At 48.2% G+C, this 17,093-nt stretch carries 15 protein-coding genes and 2 riboswitches; of the genes, 1 reads left to right on the top strand and 14 read right to left on the bottom strand.

The annotated features are described in order from the left end of the window. Window positions 1-45: 45 nt before the first annotated feature. Entirely contained in the window at window positions 46-1,551 is a 1,506-nt protein-coding gene (locus tag J7E78_RS02090; protein ID WP_251034756.1) for a sensor histidine kinase, read from the bottom strand. Between the two features lie 44 nt (window positions 1,552-1,595). Beyond that, window positions 1,596-2,279, bottom strand: coding sequence for a response regulator transcription factor (locus J7E78_RS02085; protein ID WP_215074703.1), 684 nt, complete (start codon window positions 2,277-2,279; stop codon window positions 1,596-1,598). Window positions 2,280-2,503: 224 nt separating this feature from the next. On the opposite strand from J7E78_RS02085, the gene J7E78_RS02080 reads away from it, so the two are divergent. Continuing rightward, the gene (locus J7E78_RS02080) at window positions 2,504-4,264 is read left to right on the top strand and encodes an alpha-glycosidase (protein ID WP_215074702.1); all 1,761 of its coding nucleotides are present in this window, start codon (window positions 2,504-2,506) and stop codon (window positions 4,262-4,264) included. 174 nt (window positions 4,265-4,438) lie between these two features. On the opposite strand, the gene sdaAA is transcribed toward J7E78_RS02080, so the two are convergent. The 12 genes from sdaAA to J7E78_RS02020 form a co-directional block, all read right to left on the bottom strand. Beyond that, window positions 4,439-5,416 carry an L-serine ammonia-lyase, iron-sulfur-dependent, subunit alpha gene (gene sdaAA / locus J7E78_RS02075; protein WP_215074701.1) on the bottom strand — a complete coding sequence of 326 codons (978 nt, stop codon included), beginning with the start codon at window positions 5,414-5,416 and terminating at the stop codon, window positions 4,439-4,441. Then, on the bottom strand, window positions 5,406-6,095 hold the full coding sequence (sdaAB, locus tag J7E78_RS02070) for an L-serine ammonia-lyase, iron-sulfur-dependent subunit beta (RefSeq protein WP_215074700.1): 690 nt from the start codon (window positions 6,093-6,095) through the stop codon (window positions 5,406-5,408). Before sdaAB ends, sdaAA begins: the two co-directional genes overlap by 11 nt. Window positions 6,096-6,234: 139 nt before the next feature. Beyond that, window positions 6,235-6,366, bottom strand: a riboswitch (glycine riboswitch). 4 nt (window positions 6,367-6,370) lie between these two features. Then, window positions 6,371-6,495: riboswitch (glycine riboswitch) on the bottom strand. A gap of 160 nt (window positions 6,496-6,655) precedes the next feature. After that, on the bottom strand, window positions 6,656-7,747 hold the full coding sequence (locus J7E78_RS02065) for a LolA family protein (protein WP_215074699.1): 1,092 nt from the start codon (window positions 7,745-7,747) through the stop codon (window positions 6,656-6,658). A 1-nt stretch (window position 7,748) separates the two neighbouring features. Beyond that, window positions 7,749-9,239, bottom strand: a complete 1,491-nt coding sequence (locus J7E78_RS02060; RefSeq protein WP_215074698.1) for a sensor histidine kinase — start codon at window positions 9,237-9,239, stop codon at window positions 7,749-7,751. Continuing rightward, a complete protein-coding gene (locus J7E78_RS02055; protein WP_215074697.1) occupies window positions 9,236-9,946 on the bottom strand; it encodes a response regulator transcription factor in 711 nt (236 codons plus the stop codon). Before J7E78_RS02055 ends, J7E78_RS02060 begins: the two co-directional genes overlap by 4 nt. Before the next feature lie 192 nt (window positions 9,947-10,138). Next, window positions 10,139-11,230 (bottom strand): phosphotransferase enzyme family protein, encoded by a 1,092-nt coding sequence (locus J7E78_RS02050; protein ID WP_215074696.1) that lies wholly within the window; start codon window positions 11,228-11,230, stop codon window positions 10,139-10,141. A gap of 194 nt (window positions 11,231-11,424) precedes the next feature. Then, entirely contained in the window at window positions 11,425-12,180 is a 756-nt protein-coding gene (pstB, locus tag J7E78_RS02045) for a phosphate ABC transporter ATP-binding protein PstB (RefSeq protein WP_215074695.1), read from the bottom strand. A gap of 12 nt (window positions 12,181-12,192) precedes the next feature. Further along, window positions 12,193-13,080, bottom strand: coding sequence for a phosphate ABC transporter permease PstA (pstA, locus tag J7E78_RS02040; RefSeq protein ID WP_091038374.1), 888 nt, complete (start codon window positions 13,078-13,080; stop codon window positions 12,193-12,195). A gap of 2 nt (window positions 13,081-13,082) precedes the next feature. After that, window positions 13,083-14,018: a phosphate ABC transporter permease subunit PstC gene (gene pstC, locus J7E78_RS02035; RefSeq protein ID WP_397330444.1), complete on the bottom strand. Its 936-nt coding sequence runs from the start codon at window positions 14,016-14,018 to the stop codon at window positions 13,083-13,085. Between the two features lie 115 nt (window positions 14,019-14,133). After that, window positions 14,134-15,060 (bottom strand): phosphate ABC transporter substrate-binding protein PstS family protein, encoded by a 927-nt coding sequence (locus J7E78_RS02030; protein ID WP_215074693.1) that lies wholly within the window; start codon window positions 15,058-15,060, stop codon window positions 14,134-14,136. A 236-nt stretch (window positions 15,061-15,296) separates the two neighbouring features. Further along, the gene (locus J7E78_RS02025) at window positions 15,297-15,461 is read right to left on the bottom strand and encodes a hypothetical protein (RefSeq protein ID WP_215074692.1); all 165 of its coding nucleotides are present in this window, start codon (window positions 15,459-15,461) and stop codon (window positions 15,297-15,299) included. Window positions 15,462-15,697: 236 nt separating this feature from the next. Further along, a complete protein-coding gene (locus J7E78_RS02020; RefSeq protein ID WP_215074691.1) occupies window positions 15,698-16,990 on the bottom strand; it encodes an arsenic transporter in 1,293 nt (430 codons plus the stop codon). Window positions 16,991-17,093: the final 103 nt, after the last annotated feature.

Below are 17,093 nucleotides of genomic sequence, written 5' to 3'. Positions count from 1 at the left end.
AAGCCAAAGTAGTCTCTAGTTTAAGTTTAGTTTAAAAAAACTATTTCAGCGGTTGGTTGTTCCCCTGTCTCCCTTACCACTGTAGATATATGTCCGAACACCCGTATCGGAACTGTCTACCCGCTTGCGCAGACCCATCTCACGAATTAACAGATCTACAATGGATAAGCCCAGACCTGTACCTTTTGTGTCGGAATCCGGTTGCATTCCCGGACCCCGATCCTGAATAACAATGGCCGTCTCACCCTGAATCTCCCGGGTTGATATGCCAATATATTTCCCGCTGGCAGCATGACGAATCACGTTCTGGAACAGATTATCGAGAATACGGCGCATGCCCTGTTCATCCATATGCCAGATCAGCGGTTCCTCTGGCAGGTCAATATCAATTTCGAATTGCTCTTTCTCCCAGACCGGGTACCAAGCCGCCACCGTTTCCCTGACAATGCGCAGCATATCTTTCTCTTCCAGCTTCAGCGTATATTTCCCACTTGTGAGCAAATTGTAGGATAACATATTGTCAATGAGCCCGCCGAGGTCCTCCATCTTCGCTTCCATGCGATGTAATGAACGGTCACCTTGCTCGCTCAGCGATTCCTTGTGCAAAGCATGCATATGTCCACGAATCACCGTTAGCGGGGTGCGCAGATCGTGGGAAAGCCCCGCAATCAGACGTTTGCGTAATTGTTCTTCCTCACGTTCACGGTAGCGGCTGTCGGACAGTTGATGCACCATCTGATTAAATGATTCCTCCAGTTGACCAATCTCATCTGTCCGGCGGATATCAACCGGAAGCGGGATGCCTTCCTTGCCCGTGGTCATCATGGCCGTCTGCAATCGTATAAGCCTTTTGCGAATGCGTGCAAAGAAAAGAATCGACATCATGATGAAGATCAGAAAAATGAGGGTCATTACGATGCCGAGATACAAAAGTTCCAGCGGCCAGTTACTCTGATTCATTTGCAGAAGGGATCGCGGCACTTCAATGATCATAAAGCCCTGTCCTTTGTCCTGCTCATCTCCGCCAATATATGCAACTACGGTTAGTGGATCGCGAAAGGAAGCTTCTTTCATGAATTGCACCGTATTGTTCACATTCCATAAGGCTGGAATATGAGTCTCTGTCGTTTGCCCGGAATCCAGTGACCATCTCAATGTCGTGTCTGTCCTGCCATCCGGCGACGTGGATTTCAGAAGCGTTACATCCTCACCGCCGAGAATAAAGAGGGTTTCACCGCTCACATTCACACGATACATGGAAGATTTGGGATACGAGCCATGTAATTCCTCCAACCGGGCCTTAATCTCTTCATCCGAAGCACCATCCAGGTTCTCCGCTTCACGCGACCAAAGGTTACTGATCCGGGTAACATCACCATATGGTGCAGCTTGATTCGTATTCGTGTTATTTACCACCACAACATATATGATGGAGATGATCGGAAGAACAACGGGGACGAATAATACTGCCGCCAAGATCAGGAGGATGTATCTGGACATCAAGGACCGCCCAAAGCGTAGCTTGCGCCGCCCGGACTGCTTTTGAGTCATGTTTCGTTCTCCCTTCATGATCTTCCTTTCTCTGTACCACCGGATCATGGCTTCTTCACGCGATATCCCACACCGCGGACCGTCTGAATAACTACAGGATTGGCCGGATCAAGCTCCAGCTTTTCGCGCAGATGTCGAATATGTACCATCAAAGTCTTGTCCCCATCCAGATAGGGCTCGTTCCAGACGGCTTCATAGATCTGCTCTTTGGTTCGAATCATGCCCATATGTCTTAGCAGGTAGGCGAAGATATGAAATTGTTTTCCCGATAAAATAATCTCATCTCCCGTCTCCTCATTGACGATCCGGTTGTCCTTCTCATAGATGGAGAGATGATCCAGCTTCAGGGCTGTATCCGATGAGACCGCTGTTCCTGCCTTACGCAGTTGTACTTCAATCCGGGCAGCCAGTTCATCGGGGTGAAATGGTTTGGTCACATAGTCATCGGCAAAATCAAGACCGTGCAACTTGTCGTCAATGGACGTTCTGGCCGAGAGCATGACAATGGGCACGGCGGGATGTTCTTTTTTCAGTCGCTGACCCACCGTAAATCCATCAAGCCCGGGCAGCATGACATCCAGAATAATGAGTGAGCAACCAACAGCAGCCTCCGCTGCACCTTCACCACTGCCGAGCCATACTACCTCATAACCGCGCTCCTCCAGATCGGCTCTGACCCAACTCGCAATTTCCGTATCATCTTCAATATATAACAGTTTGGTTTTCATCCGAATATTCGTTTCCTTTCTGCCCCCATTGGGTTAATGATATATCTGAGCATAATAATGATAAAAGCTGTCTATAACAAATGAATTCAAGTCTGTTGAAATGTTGAAGTCTCTTACGTTACCACGCATTCTAATTATAGCTTATCCATTCACTTGGGTAACGTCATATCCATCAAGTCTACCAAGTACATATTAGTTCTACACCTGACGGGAGGAAATTCATTATGCTGCTGGAAGCCATCTATCATCAACCGAAACGAAACTGGGCCTATGCCTATGACCAAGATACAATCCATCTGCGTCTGCGTGCCAAAAAGAATGATCTGACCGAGGTACATGCCTTGACCGGGGACAAATATGCGTGGGATGCAACCAAAGCGCTGGTTCCTTTAACGAAGTTCACCTCTGACTCCATGTTCGATTACTACGAGGGTGAGGTGAAGCCTCCCTACCACCGACTGAAGTACTCTTTTCTGCTCAAAAACGGAGACGAACAGATCTGGATGACCGAGACGGACTTCCAGGAAGAAGAACCGGACGATCCGGGTCGTATGTTCCAGTTCCCTTATATTCATGCCGGAGCTGTATTCACACCCCCTGCGTGGGTTAAGGATGCGGTGTTCTATCAGATTTTCCCTGAACGATTCGCCAACGGCAACCCGGATATTAGTCCGGAGAAGGTGGAGCCGTGGGGTGGAGAGCCAACACCTTTCAATTTCTTCGGCGGTGACCTTCAGGGCGTGATCGACCATCTGGATTACATCAGCGATCTTGGCATTAATGCGATCTACTTCACACCCATCTTTGAAGCCACCACCAATCACAAATACGATACCGAAGACTACCTGCGGGTAGATCGTCACTTTGGCGATGCAGATACCGTGAAACGACTGGTCGAGCTGTGCCATGCACGTGGAATTCGCGTACTTCTGGATGCGGTGTTCAACCATTCCGGGAAGACGTTTGCGCCATTTGTGGATGTACAGAAGAACGGAGAACAATCCAAATACAAGGACTGGTTCCATGTGCACGAATACCCGCTGGACGTGAAGGACGGCATTCCTACGTATGAGACCTTCGGATTCGAAGCGCACATGCCAAAGCTGAATACGGAGAATGCCGAGGTGAGGGCCTATCTGCTGGAGGTTGCTGAGTACTGGATCAAGGAAGTGGGTGCCGACGGATGGCGGCTGGATGTGGCAGACGAAGTGGACGATGCATTCTGGCGCGATTTCCGCCGAGTAGTCAAGGCCGCTAATCCGGATGCCTATATTCTGGGCGAAGTATGGAACGAGTCCTCCTCCTGGCTGCAAGGCGACCAGTTCGATGCGTCCATGAACTATCCGTTTACAGATGCCGTAAATGCTTTCTTTGTGAAAAATACAATGCACGCCGAACAGTTCGCGAACTCCATCGGGCGACAGTTATCCCGTTATCCGCTTCAGGCCAGCGAGGTGGCGTTTAACTTGCTGGACAGCCACGATACCCCGCGGTTGCTCACACTGTGTGAAGGGGACCAGCGCAAGATGAAGCTGGCTGCGTTATTCCAGTTCAGTTACATGGGTGCTCCGTGCATCTATTACGGAGACGAGATTGGCATGGACGGCGAACATGATCCGGGCTGCCGTAAATGCATGGAATGGGACGAAGCGAAGCAGGACCGTGAGCTGTTCGACTTTTATCAGAAACTGATCTCCCTGCGTCATGCTCATCCTGCCCTGCGTGCAGAAGGCACCATTCGTTTCCTGCAGGCTCGTCCCGATGGAAGCCAACTGGTATTTGAGCGGCAAAATGAGGAGGAACGCATTCTGATTCTGTTCAATCGCTCAGAAGAAACGGCTATCGTCGAGCTGGAGGCTGGTGACGAGGAATGGACTGAGCTGTTTGGCGGAAACCATCGTACTGCCAAGGAGGGTGGCGTGCTTGCCATTGAATTGCCTGCGTATGGATATGCCGTACTGAGTACGGTTGTGAGCCAGGATTAGATTCATAATACACATACATCTGAAGTCACATCTAAGCAGCCTATCTTCGCTTCATCTGGCAGCATAAAACAAGCGTCCTGCAGAACCCGGATTCGGGTTCGCGGACGCTTGTTTTTGTATTCGTCGTTATACTTAAAATGTCACTGATTTATATATCGGTGATCCCGGTTCAGCTTAAACCTGATTATCCTTGTCCACTCGAGCATTGTCCGTCCCACTTGTCGTTGTGTCAGAATCCGCTGGCTTTGACTCCTGCTCAGGCTCGGCACGCTTTGCCTTTGGTTTAGCCAGCTTCTGCATCATTTTGCGGCCGGTTGGCGTTTGGGCCAACCCGCCCTGGGCTGTCTCCCGATGGCGGCTTGGCATCGCACTGCCTACTTCCAGCATGACGTCGATGACTTCGTCTGACGGAATGGCACTACGCACTCCGGCCAGTGCCATGTCAGCCGCAGCCAGCGCCGTAACTGCACCCAGTCCGTTACGGACGATGCATGGAATTTCAACGAGGCCTGCGACCGGATCGCAGATAAGGCCCAGTGTATTTTTTAACGCCAAACCAACGGCATGAACGACCTGTTCCGGTGTACCTCCACGCAGTTCAACCATAGCACCCGCAGCCATACCAATCGCAGAACCCACTTCCGCCTGACAGCCCCCCTCGGCCCCGGAGATAAACGAATTGTTGGCAATGACATAACCAATCGCTCCCGCACAGAACAACCCGTTCACCAAGTGTTCGTCCGTCCAGCCAAACCGCTCCTGTGAACTGATAAACACACCCGGAATAATGCCGCAGGAACCAGCTGTTGGTGTTGCCACGATCCGGCCCATGGAGGCGTTCACTTCAGATACACACAGGGCATACGCCATGGCAAGTGCCGAAGCATCTCCTGAGCAAGTCTCACCCTTGCGAATGTAATCAGCCATTTTTTTCCCGTCTCCACCTGTTAATCCACTGCGTGATGTCGTATCTTCCGTTAACCCTTTGCGTACCGCTTCCTTCATCACTTGATAGTATTCAGACATCTGCTTCACAACATCCGCTTCCGTCGTATTGGTCTCCTGAACCTGCTCCTCGATCATCAGCTGAGCAATGGTTTTGGATTCCGCTGTACAGATCGTATTCAATTCGTGCAAATGTTTAAATCGCATCCGAATCAACTCCTCTCTTCAAATCGATAACACGAATATCAAGCACATGGTCCAGCTCCTTTAGACACTTGAGCATATCAGGATTAGGCACACCATCCATTTCCATCGCGGTAAGTGCTTCGCCATCACGGGCTTTCCGGTCCACCTGCATATAGCCGATGTTAACCCCGGATGAACTGATCGTAGACGTTACCGATGCAAGCACCCCTGCTTTGTCTGCATGTCGCAGAACAAGTGTCGGAAACTCACCACTAATCTGAACACGAAAATCATTCATCGAGTGAACCGATACACTGCCACCACCAATGGAAGCCCCGATCAAGGAGCAGGCACGTTCTTCGTGCCACAACTCAATTTTGACCGTATTTGGATGAGGAGCAGGCAGGCCGCTTGTATAAAACTCAACCTCCATGCCCGCTTCCTCTGCGTATTGCTCCGCATCCGGAATACGCGGATCGTCTGTGACATAATCCAGCAGACCGCCGATCAGTGCCAGATCTGTTCCGTGCCCCTGATACGTATCTGCGAATGAACCGTACAGCGTCAGCCGGGCACGTTCCGGCGTACATCCCAGCCACTGACGAGCAATTCTTCCTAACCTTGCTGCTCCAGCTGTATGTGAACTTGAAGGCCCCGTCATGGACGGACCAATAATTGAAAAGACATCTTTAAATCGCACCTGCAACCCTCCATTATCAATCATGATTCATATTGGTAACATGTATTCGTCATTTCGATCCCGGAGTTTCATCCGCAATTCCCTTTGTTTAGGATATAATGACATCAAAAAAAAGGACAGAAGAAGGCCCAGGCCCTCTCTCTGTCCTCGATACCTGAGAGTTTCACGATCAGCAGTGTCTCACGACAAGGTGCATTGCCTGCGATTGCAGACAAGTTCACCGGTCTGATCATATACCCCTTGGGTGGCGCAGTTCGCGCACTCTCCAGAGTTGCGTCCAACGATGGTACATTTACCTGAGAGATTAACCGCTGCGCCGGGTGCGCAGCAGCTTGCTCCTTCGGTGCCTGAACACTAGCCATTTTGCCCGGCTAACCCAGGTCTCTCCCGCTCGTTATCATCCGCTTATATTCACTTCCTCGTTCAACTCACATCGAACGTGTGTCTTCTATATCAATTGGATCATGCCTGGATCATATCTGGTACATATACTTACAGATTAATATGCTACATATTATATGTCAATAAAAGTGACGTATAATTATCATCTTTACCACTCATTAGGAATGATTAGGCAGCTTCAATCTCTTTATCCAGGCTTGAAGCTTCTCTTTCGTCCATCCTTCGTTTTCACCCATGATGGAGTACCGCAAGCCATTCTCACTCCATGATATGTTCCGAATGCTCTTCATATATGAACCCTCGGTGTTACGAACCTTAATCTTGGCTTCATCCGGCATTAGTGTATCGTCCACATTTTCTTCCGGCATCTTGAATACCGTCAGGCTGACTTCTACCTTGTCGTTACTTACATAATACAAGGTTACTTCATCTCTGCTCAGCTCACCGCCCAATGTAGACATTTCGATCCGTGATAGTTCGAATTCTCCGCTCATGTCCTGTAAGAACTTCTGTCCCAACGCTTTTTCCGCTTCCTCCAGGGTCACTTCGGAATTCTGCATCAGATCGTTCAAGTCCTTCACATCGACCTCCTTAGGGATGTCAATTACGAAAGTATCTTTTGTGAATTGAGGATCATATTGAATCGGATCATAGACCATTTCTGATTTCCCATCCCCGTACGCGCTGGTGACTTTGACAATCATCCACGTTTTGGGATCTACCCAATACTCTGAAGATATGGAGAATGCGCCTTCTTCTTTTGGTGTCAATTCAATATGAATGACGTCCTGTCCATGAAGTTTCTCCTGTCCCATCATATTCACATCATGCGTAGTACGTAACCGCTCTAGTTGATCAACCAATATTTGTTTTTGGGTCTGATTAGGCTGCTGTGACATGGATGATGCATCCATAGAATATGCTGCTCCTGTTTCTTTTTCATAAAGGATGATCTCCTTTCCATCATTAACCGCGTAACTGACATTGCCTTTCTCTGATGTTTCCGTGCGCTTTCGGCCGGTTTCACCATCTACCCATTCCTTAATTTGCATCGTGTTAGTCAGCTTGTCGTCCGCCCATATCTTCATCACACCTTCCGCATAATATGAGGCAGGTTCTGTTTCTGCAGAGACAACCTTCTCAATCATTTCATCTCCTGACATAGCCAGCATATCCTTCTCCGCGCAACCTCCAAGCAGGGCGCCTGCCAACACAGCAGTACCCAGCATCATCCATCCCTTTTTCATCATCTTATCCACCCTCTCTGCGTTTACATTCTCCATGTTCAGGCAATCGGCATGCTGCCAGCGTTCCATATCCTTCGTATGACCACATGCGCATATCCCCTCCGTGCTTTATTGCAACCCTTTTGGCTATACTCAATCCCAATCCCGAACCACCTGCATACGTCTTCTCCTCCTGATTCTGGTGTTGAACATAGGGTTCGAAGATACGAATGAGCTGTTCTTCAGGAATAGCAGGACCTTCGTTTTGTACTATGATCAATGTTGCTCCCTCCCTGTATTGATCCAATTCAGCTCCAAGCGAAGGAATGGTCCATTCAGGAAGCTCCCAATCTGAAGCAATAACTCCTAGTCCCATTACACCGTTCGTCTTTGTGTGGCGTAGTGCATTATTTATCAGATTATCTGTCAGGCGCATCAGTTGTTCGGGATGAACTCTGTACAGTTGATCTGTGAGGACATCCATCTTCACATCAATCTGTCCACGCTCGACTAGTCCCTCATAGCTCCCAAGCAGCATATCGAAAAACTCTTCACCTTCCACCTTAACCATGGCCATCTCCGATTCACTGGAACCCAGCGCCGTATACATCTCAAGTTCACTAATCATCTGTTTCATCCGCTCCACATTCCCGAGCAGCACATCCTGATATTCCTGCCTTTCAAGGCGTTTCAGTTGACGATCACCGTTAAGTACTTCCGTATAGGCACTAATGGACATCAACGGTGTTTTCAGATCATGGGATAACGAGGCGATCATGAGCTCTTTTTCTTTTTGCTCCCTCTCCACATCGGCCTGAGTATGTCTGATCTTGTCTTGCATTGCATCAAACTGTTGGAGCAAGATGCCCATTTCATCATGACGAACAGGTACCACATCCGTAGCAGCCTCTCCCCGTGCAAAAGCATCCATTCGTTCTATGAGATATTTCATCGGCCGAAAGAGCTTTCGGGATAGCAACCACAGCACTGTTCCGTATAACAGGATAAAGAAAGTGGCAGCGAGACCCATGACCCAGGTTGTCCGCAAGGATATGCCTTCCAGCCAATCTCCACGCAGCATGACGATTTCGTAAATGCCGACCAACTCACCTTTTTCCCATACGGGTTTCTTCAACGAGAATGTACGATGACGAATCTGTAAGTTGTACAAATTACGATACAGCTCCGCCCCCCCAACGGTGTAAGCTCCAGCAGACCATGTACTCCCCCCTGATGTGTACACCCGAATCCCTGTTGGTAAATACAGATCAAAGTTCACCCGACCATTCTCCAATTCGGAGAGTGCAGCGAAAGCATCAGGCGATTGCAACTGGTACAGTCCCGGGTCAGATAAAGCCAGTTCAATAGGAGCCAATTGTCCGGATAACTCTACATATTCCGTTACGGCACGCTGATCATTGTAATAGTTATACAGGGAGTACAGCGCCCACCCAGCAGCGACAGGCAGCAGCATGACAATAAGAAAAGCAATCATCAACCAGTATTTCAGCTTCATTCCATCGGCTCTCCGACAAATCGGTAACCGCTGCCCCATACCGTCTGAATCCAGCGTGGATGATGCGGTTCGTCACCAAGCTTGCCACGAAGACTCTTCACATGAACCGTGACCGTACTGGAATTCCCCGCTTCCGGCTGGTTCCAGATATGTTCATACAGTTCCGCCTTGGTAAATGTCCGCCCCGGATGAGCGGCAAGCAGTGTAAGTAATGCATATTCCTTGTTAGTCAGTGCCACTTGTTCCCCATGAAGCTGCGCCCGCTGATTCAAAGGATCGATCGATAACCCATCGTTATACTGCCGATCTGTCGAATCCGGCTCTATGCCCTGATATCTGCGATACCTCTTCAAATGGGATTCAATACGAGCACTAAGTTCTGCCAGACTAAAGGGCTTCGTAATATAATCGTCAGCTCCCAAGCCAAGCCCTCTGACTTTGCTCTCTTCCTCAATCCGAGCACTCATCATGAGCAGCGGAACATCGCTGATCAGTCTAATGTTTTTGCATACCATGAACCCATCCATTTCCGGCAGCATCAGATCCAACAAGACTAATTGATAGGTTCCCTCCCTAAAGTCTTCCCAGCTCTCCAAACCGCTTGATGCCCAAGTTACCCCATAACCCTCATGACGTAGATGATCTCTCAAAATACGGGCAATCTCCGGATCATCCTCCACCAGCAATATATTCTCGCTGTCTCTCATCGCTGCCTCATCCTCCCATGACTATATTGTAGCTAAGAAAAGTTGACTCTCCTCAGAGTTTATACTTTCTTCATAAATGTCCATTACGATCGTTATCTAATGCATGCAAAAAGAGCACCCCGATTGTTCAGGACGCCCAGGTAATATTCACAATCTTAATCCTAAGTTATAGCTCCTAGAAAAGGAAACACCTCATAACTCATAGAAGATGCTCTCGTTCTGTACATAGGGTCTACAATACTTGCTGCACAGCTTCGGCATGCGGTCTTTCATCCATTCGTGTCTCGATTCATTTGCCATCTGAAAGGCATAATAACCCAGTGTAAAAATTAACATGAATCCTTCCATTAACCGGATATCCCGATCCGTTAGCGGTTCACTCTGTTTCGTGTAACCAGATAAAAACTGTTCACGCTCCTCCCGGTTGAACATAAGTGCTGCTCCTCCAGCATCAAAAAGATAGTACCCATACCCGTATAGACAAAAATCGATCATAGATATGCCCTGATCCGTTATCAGCAGATTATTGCGAGTAATATCCCCGTGAATGACTCCCCATGTCTCCGCATGCTGCGGGTACGTTGCCAGTTGTTCATTAATGTTCTCGAACGTCTCTCGAAGCAGATCAAAGTCTTCCGTTGTAAAAATCCCTAGTCGGACGCCTTCCTTCAGTTGATCCAGCATCACATTATTTTCTTGGATGCTTCCGTAGGCTGGGCGAACAGCCATCTGAGCTGTTTGCCTTTGCTCGCTGTCCCCTTGATGAACTCCACTCATCCCGGTGCTTTCATCCGTACCCCTGGCCTCTTCAGATGTTTCCATTACACGACCCAATTGATGAAGCTTCTGCAGTTGTGCACCCAGGTCATTGATTTGCTCTGTTGTCAGGCGCTCTCCCTGCTGGATGTCCCTGCCCTCAATCCACTCCAGTACCGTACAGCAGATTTCTTTCCCTGCTTCACTTGTCCATACCGTTACCCATTCACCCGATGCATTACGTACCGGATGCTGAACGCGCAATGCTGTCGTTGCGTTTAACTCATGAAGCAGGTTCATCTCTGCCTCCAGCGCAGGAAGCGTATGCTGAATGCCTGTCATACTTGCATATGCAGCTTGATGGATACGTAGCAGATACTTCTGCCCACTTGCTTCATCAACGACATGATATGTCAGATTCTCATTATGACGAATATATGAAACGACAGGTTTCTCAATAGTGTAGTTCTGTATAATCTGAGATGCCATATGGTCGTAAAACATCTGATCCGTAGTGATTATCAACATCTCCTTCAAAGTAATGTAAACGTTCTCTTAACACTAAATATCGTAGCATGATTGCTTTGCATACAGCAAACTCTTCCAAAATGAAATTAAAAAAGCACAATCCCCGAACAACCGTCCAGGTTTTGTGCTTCCTTTTGTCTCTATTTATTTCCAATCTCTCTGTCTGTTGCTCTATGTGACACTCCTTGATCCAATTAACCAAAACGGCCCATAATGTATTCTTGCGTCAGACGATTGTCCGGGTTCGTGAAAATATGCTCTGTATCCCCGTGCTCAATCATGTTCCCCAGATAGAAATAAGCCGTATAATCTGAGATGCGCGCCGCCTGCTGCATATTATGGGTAACAATGACGATCCGCAGATCCCTCTTGAGCTCAGTGATCAATTCCTCAACCTTACCCGAAGATACCGGGTCAAGTGCAGATGCCGGTTCATCGAGCAGCAGAATCTGCGGATCAACCGACAGGGCGCGGGCAATACACAGGCGCTGCTGTTGTCCACCCGAGAGAGCCAGGGCTGACTCATGCAGCCTGTCTTTTACTTCGTCCCATAGCGCAGCACGACGCAAGCTTTTTTCCACAATTTCATCCAGTGCCTTCTTACTCTTCGTACCACGGTAGCGGGGGCCAAACGCGATATTGTTGTAGATGGACTTATGAAAAGGATTTGGCTTCTGCCACACCATGCCAATCTTCTGGCGAAGCTTGATTACATCGGTTCCAGGCTCATTCAGGTCGTTACCGTCCATCCAGATATGTCCCTCTGTACGGGAACCGGCAATCTCGTCGTTCATCCGGTTGAGTGACCGGAGGAACGTGGATTTACCGCAACCAGACGGCCCAATAAGAGCCGTTACGCTTGCTTCAGGAAACGTCAGGCTAATCTGCTTGACCGCCTGGAAATGTCCATAATATATACTTAACTGTTCCGTACCAAAAGGTATGGCCATGTTGGTTCCTCCTTATTTCGAAGCTGTCATGCGGCGGAATACAACCCGACCGATCCAGCGTGCACTTAGATTGAACGCCAGCACGAGAATGACAAGCACGGCAGATGCCCCTGCTGCCACTTCTTTGGAATCTGGCCCAATACCTTCACTATTGACTTTCCAGATATGGACAGCAAGTGTCTCTGCCGGACGGAAAGGATTAAGCGGTGATCGCGGACTCGTTGGATTCCAATCTGTAAAGTCCAATGGCGGACTACTCATACCTGCCGTGAACATCAGCGCGGCTGCTTCACCGAAGATCCGGCCCGATGCCAGGATCGTACCCGTAATCAAGCTCGGTAATGCCACAGGTAGCAGAATCGAAGTAATAATCTTCCACTTGGACAGTCCAAGCGCCAGACCTGCTTCCTTCTGTTCCTTTGGAACGGCCCGGAAGGCCTGCTCCGTTGTCCGTACCATCAGTGGCAAGTTAAAGATCGCCAGAGCCAAGGCACCCGAGATCAGGGAGAAACCAAGACCAAATGTATTTACAAGCAACAGGAGACCAAACAAACCGATAACGATGGAAGGGAATGATGACAATACTTCAACGACCAGACGAATGAAGCTGGTAATCTTGCCTGGTTTGGCGTATTCCGCCATGTAAATCCCGCCGCCCCATCCGAGTGGAATGGTAACAATCAAGGTCAGAACAAGCAAGAATATGGAGTTGAAGAGCTGTGGACCAATCCCGCCGCCACCCTTAAGCAACTGAGGTGCGCTTGTCAGGAAGTTCCAGCTAATATGCCCAATGCCTCTATACATGATGAAGCCAAGCAGACCGAGCAATAGAATAACAATGAACAGGGCCAGTACAACGATAACGGATGTTGCAATTTTATCTACCGTCTTTGCCTTCATTTTCATACCCGGTTCCTCCTTTCAAGCAGGCGAACCAGAATGACGAAGACAAATGTCATCACCAGCAGGACAAGCGCCATACTCCACAGTGCATTGTTATGAACAGAACCCATCGTGGTGTTACCCATGCTGAGTGTAATTACACTTGTTAATGTTGAAGCCGATTCGAGCAAGGATGTTGGAACATGCGGCGCATTACCGATAACCATCTGCACAGCAAGAGCCTCACCAAATGCACGGGCCATCCCCAATACGACACCTGTCAACAAGGCAGGCAGAACTGTCGGGATAATAACCCGGTAGATGGTTTGCCAGCGAGTGGCACCCAGTGCGTAGGAGGATTCACGCAATCCTTTTGGCAACGCGGACAATGCATCTGCCATAATACTTGTCACCGTAGGAAGAATCATGATGGACAAGACCAGACATCCGGCTGCAATCCCGACGCCCGCTCCACCAAAGATACTTCGCAACAAGGGCACAATTACACTCAGACCGATAAATCCGTACACAACGGAAGGGATACCAGACAAGAGCTCTATCGCAGGCTGTAAAATCTTTTTACCTTTACCCGGCACAATCTCTGTCATGAAGAGCGCTGCACACAAGCCAAGCGGACTTGCGATCAGTGCTGCAAGCAAGGTTGTAATGAAAGAACCTGTAATGAACGGCAATGCCCCGTAGAAAGCAGGTTCCCCCGTTGGATTCCACGTTTTCCCACCAAGAAATTCACTTATGCTTATTCCATTTTGGAAAAATGTCGATAGTCCCTTGGACGCTACAAAATAAACAATGGAAAACATGACAACGATCAGGAAAACGACACAAATCGACGTATAGATCCGTCCCGTCCACTCTTCCCAATAATGTTTCTCTTTTAAGGGCCGGCGCGGTTTCAACTTGTTATTCATTACCGTTCCCCCTTCGGTCTGTTCCATAACAACCATCCTTCTATAGTAGAATTAATGCAAAATATGGGATTATTTCAGAGCAAACCGCGTAAAGAGGCGGGACCTAAGTCCGCCTCTTTCGCTGTATGCGCAAGTTCAAAGATTACTGAACCATATTACCTGCTGCATCGCGTTTTACTTTCATACCGGATACCGGGATATAACCAAGCTCAGTCACGTCTTTTTGTTGAATTTCATCACTCAGAATATAGTCGAGGAATGCTTTTGTTGCTGCATCCGGTTCACCTTTGGTGTACATGTGCTCGTAAGCCCACACTGGATAAGTTCCTGCTTCTACGTTCTCAACTGTTGCTTCTACACCCTCGTATTTCAGAACCTGCAAGCTATCATCCAGGTAGGACAGAGCAAGATAACCAATTGCGCCTGGAGTCTCTGACACGAGTTTCTTAACTGTACCTGAGGAATCTTCCTGGATCGAACCCTGAATATCTCCTACTTTTGTTCCCAGTGCAAATTTTTCGAATGTTGCACGAGTACCAGAACTGCTTGGACGGTTAACGATGACAATGGCTTGATCTGCACCGCCAACGTCCTTCCAGTTTGTAATTTTACCGGAGAAAATGTCGATCAGTTGTTGCTTCGTCAAATCTTGTACACCTGCATCTTTGTTGCTAACTGGCGCGATGGCTACAACAGCTACTTGATGATCCTTCAGTTCACTTACTTTTGCCGCGTCATCGATTTTTTCTTCCGCAAACACGTCAGAATTACCAATTGTAGCTTGTCCGTCAGATACTTGTGTCAGGCCTGTACCACTACCGCCGCCTTGTACTTGTACTGTTACTTTCTTATATTCATCAACTGCCATAAATTTCTGTCCAGCTTGCTCTACCAGAGGTTGCAGTGCTGTTGATCCAACAGCCAGAATGTTACCACTAAGCTCAGTAGCAGCTTCTCCTGATCCATTGCTTGCAGCACCCTCTGTACCCGCGTCATTTTTCGATCCGCATGCTGCGAGTACCAGTACGAACGTTAAGGTCATCAAAATAAACGGCAACTTTTTAAACATGTTTTGTTTTCCTCCCCCAATGTAGTGATGGCGTTTTGTGAATTTGTTTGTTCACCATCAACTCTTTACTTATTGTAGTTTCGGTATGTCATCTTAAAATCAGTGTTTTGTAAACGCAATGTTAAAAATATCGGCTGTTTATTGAAATTTATCTCAGACAAATTGCGCTGAAGTGGCCGCTTCGGGAACGGACGTTGTTTCAATCCTTATTGTGTCCAGATTTCCATGAAAAAAATTTACTTATTGATCGCTGTTTTCTCCAAATTTCTTAGATCAATAATTTTAAATGTTGTAATTAGGAGACATAGGCGAACGCTTCGCTTCTTCAGAATCGATTCCGTCCCCTCCACTACGATCGCGGTTTCCCTGCGCTTTGTCAGCGCTCGTTGGATCTCAGCCATTTCAAATCTCCTGCCTGGGAAGTAAGCAAAGAAGGCCAACCCTACAATGGGCTGGCCTTATGTAAATTCTTTGTTGATTCTTTGATAGAGAAAGAAAATCTGTTTCTTCTATAGAAGGTACAAAAGAAGGAAACAAAAAACTGCCTCGCTGCCAGTGCGTAGCACCAGCTGTGAGAGCAGCCTTTTATATTACAACAGAATTATCTTATTCATACTTAATGTAAAATCTAATTTTACTAACCCAGAATCCATAACCACAATGCCAATCCGGCTAGGGTAATTAACAATGTCGGGATCGTCAGGATAATACCTGCCTTGAAATAATACCCCCATGTGATCTTCACACCTTTGCGGGATAACACATGCAGCCACAGCAATGTGGCAAGAGATCCAATCGGGGTCATCTTGGGACCCAGATCGGAACCAATGACATTGGCATAGATCAATGCTTCTTGAATGATACCTTCGGTATGTGCGCCCTGGATGGCTAGCAGGTTAATCAACACGGTTGGCAGATTGTTCATCACCGATGATAATACAGCAGCGATGATGCCCATCCCGAGCGAAGCAGCCAGCAGACCATGCTCTGCTATGGCATCCAGCCAGCGGCTCAGATGATCCGTTAAACCTGCATTACGCAGTCCATATACGACGATATACATGCCCACCGAGAACACCACAATCGACCATGGCGCTTCCTTAATTACCCGTTTCAGATCAACAGCCTCACTCTTGCGTGCCAATAAACCGAACAGCAACGCAACGGAGCCAACGATAACCGACACGGGAATCGGCAGAAACTCACTGGATGCATAGGCAACCAATAACAGCCCAAGCATGAACCAGGCAATTCGGAACATCCGTGGATCACGTATCGCTTCCTTCGGATCACGTGCCGCGGAGATGTCGTAGCGAAGGGGGATGCTTTTGCGATAGAACAAAAACAACATCCCCGTACTCGCTACGATTGAGAACAGATTGGGCACAACCATGCGTACCGCATACTCCAGAAATGTAATACCAAAGAAATCGGCCGATACAATGTTAACCAGATTGCTGACAACTAACGGTAACGACGTGGTATCGGCGATAAATCCACTCGCCATCACAAAAGCCAACACCATGCGCTCATCAAACTTCAAGGCACGCACCATCGCCAGCACAATTGGCGTCAGAATGAGCGCTGCACCGTCATTCGCGAACAGAGCAGACACGGCAGCTCCCAGCAGAATGGAGTAAAAGAACAGTCTGCGACCGTCACCTCCAGCCAGCCTTGCCATATGAAGGGCAGCCCATTCGAAGAAACCCGTCTCGTCGAGAATGAGAGAAATCATAATAATGCCGACAAAGGCCAGCGTTGCATTCCATACAATGGATGCCACATCCGAGGCATCGTTTAAGCTGACAACTCCACACAGCAGGGCAAGTAGTGCCCCACCAGAGGCAGTCCAACCGATCCCCAACCCACGAGGTTGCCAGATCACCAAGGTGATCGTCACTGCAAAAATCAGTATTGCTACGTATACCATAAAGCCTCCTGCTGTACCCTGTATCCATATATTATTTCGTTAATCGATCTTGTTTTGTAAGATTACACCACTCTATATGCGGAATAACCAGACGATATATTTA

It is taken from the genome of Paenibacillus polymyxa (assembly GCF_018614975.1).
Lineage (GTDB): Bacteria > Bacillota > Bacilli > Paenibacillales > Paenibacillaceae > Paenibacillus > Paenibacillus polymyxa_E.
This window is presented reverse-complemented; position numbering and strand designations above follow the sequence as displayed.

Coding starts and splice junctions, on each gene's coding strand:
- J7E78_RS02090 (WP_251034756.1), bottom strand. CDS start 1,551: ATGACTCAAAAGCAGTCCGGGCGGCGCAAGCTACGCTTTGGGCGGTCC.
- J7E78_RS02085 (WP_215074703.1), bottom strand. CDS start 2,279: ATGAAAACCAAACTGTTATATATTGAAGATGATACGGAAATTGCGAGT.
- J7E78_RS02080 (WP_215074702.1), top strand. CDS start 2,504: ATGCTGCTGGAAGCCATCTATCATCAACCGAAACGAAACTGGGCCTAT.
- sdaAA (WP_215074701.1), bottom strand. CDS start 5,416: ATGCGATTTAAACATTTGCACGAATTGAATACGATCTGTACAGCGGAA.
- J7E78_RS02065 (WP_215074699.1), bottom strand. CDS start 7,747: ATGATGAAAAAGGGATGGATGATGCTGGGTACTGCTGTGTTGGCAGGC.
- J7E78_RS02060 (WP_215074698.1), bottom strand. CDS start 9,239: ATGAAGCTGAAATACTGGTTGATGATTGCTTTTCTTATTGTCATGCTG.
- J7E78_RS02055 (WP_215074697.1), bottom strand. CDS start 9,946: ATGAGAGACAGCGAGAATATATTGCTGGTGGAGGATGATCCGGAGATT.
- J7E78_RS02050 (WP_215074696.1), bottom strand. CDS start 11,230: ATGTTGATAATCACTACGGATCAGATGTTTTACGACCATATGGCATCT.
- pstB (WP_215074695.1), bottom strand. CDS start 12,180: ATGGCCATACCTTTTGGTACGGAACAGTTAAGTATATATTATGGACAT.
- pstA (WP_091038374.1), bottom strand. CDS start 13,080: ATGAAGGCAAAGACGGTAGATAAAATTGCAACATCCGTTATCGTTGTA.
- pstC (WP_397330444.1), bottom strand. CDS start 14,018: ATGGAACAGACCGAAGGGGGAACGGTAATGAATAACAAGTTGAAACCG.
- J7E78_RS02030 (WP_215074693.1), bottom strand. CDS start 15,060: ATGTTTAAAAAGTTGCCGTTTATTTTGATGACCTTAACGTTCGTACTG.
- J7E78_RS02025 (WP_215074692.1), bottom strand. CDS start 15,461: ATGGCTGAGATCCAACGAGCGCTGACAAAGCGCAGGGAAACCGCGATC.
- J7E78_RS02020 (WP_215074691.1), bottom strand. CDS start 16,990: ATGGTATACGTAGCAATACTGATTTTTGCAGTGACGATCACCTTGGTG.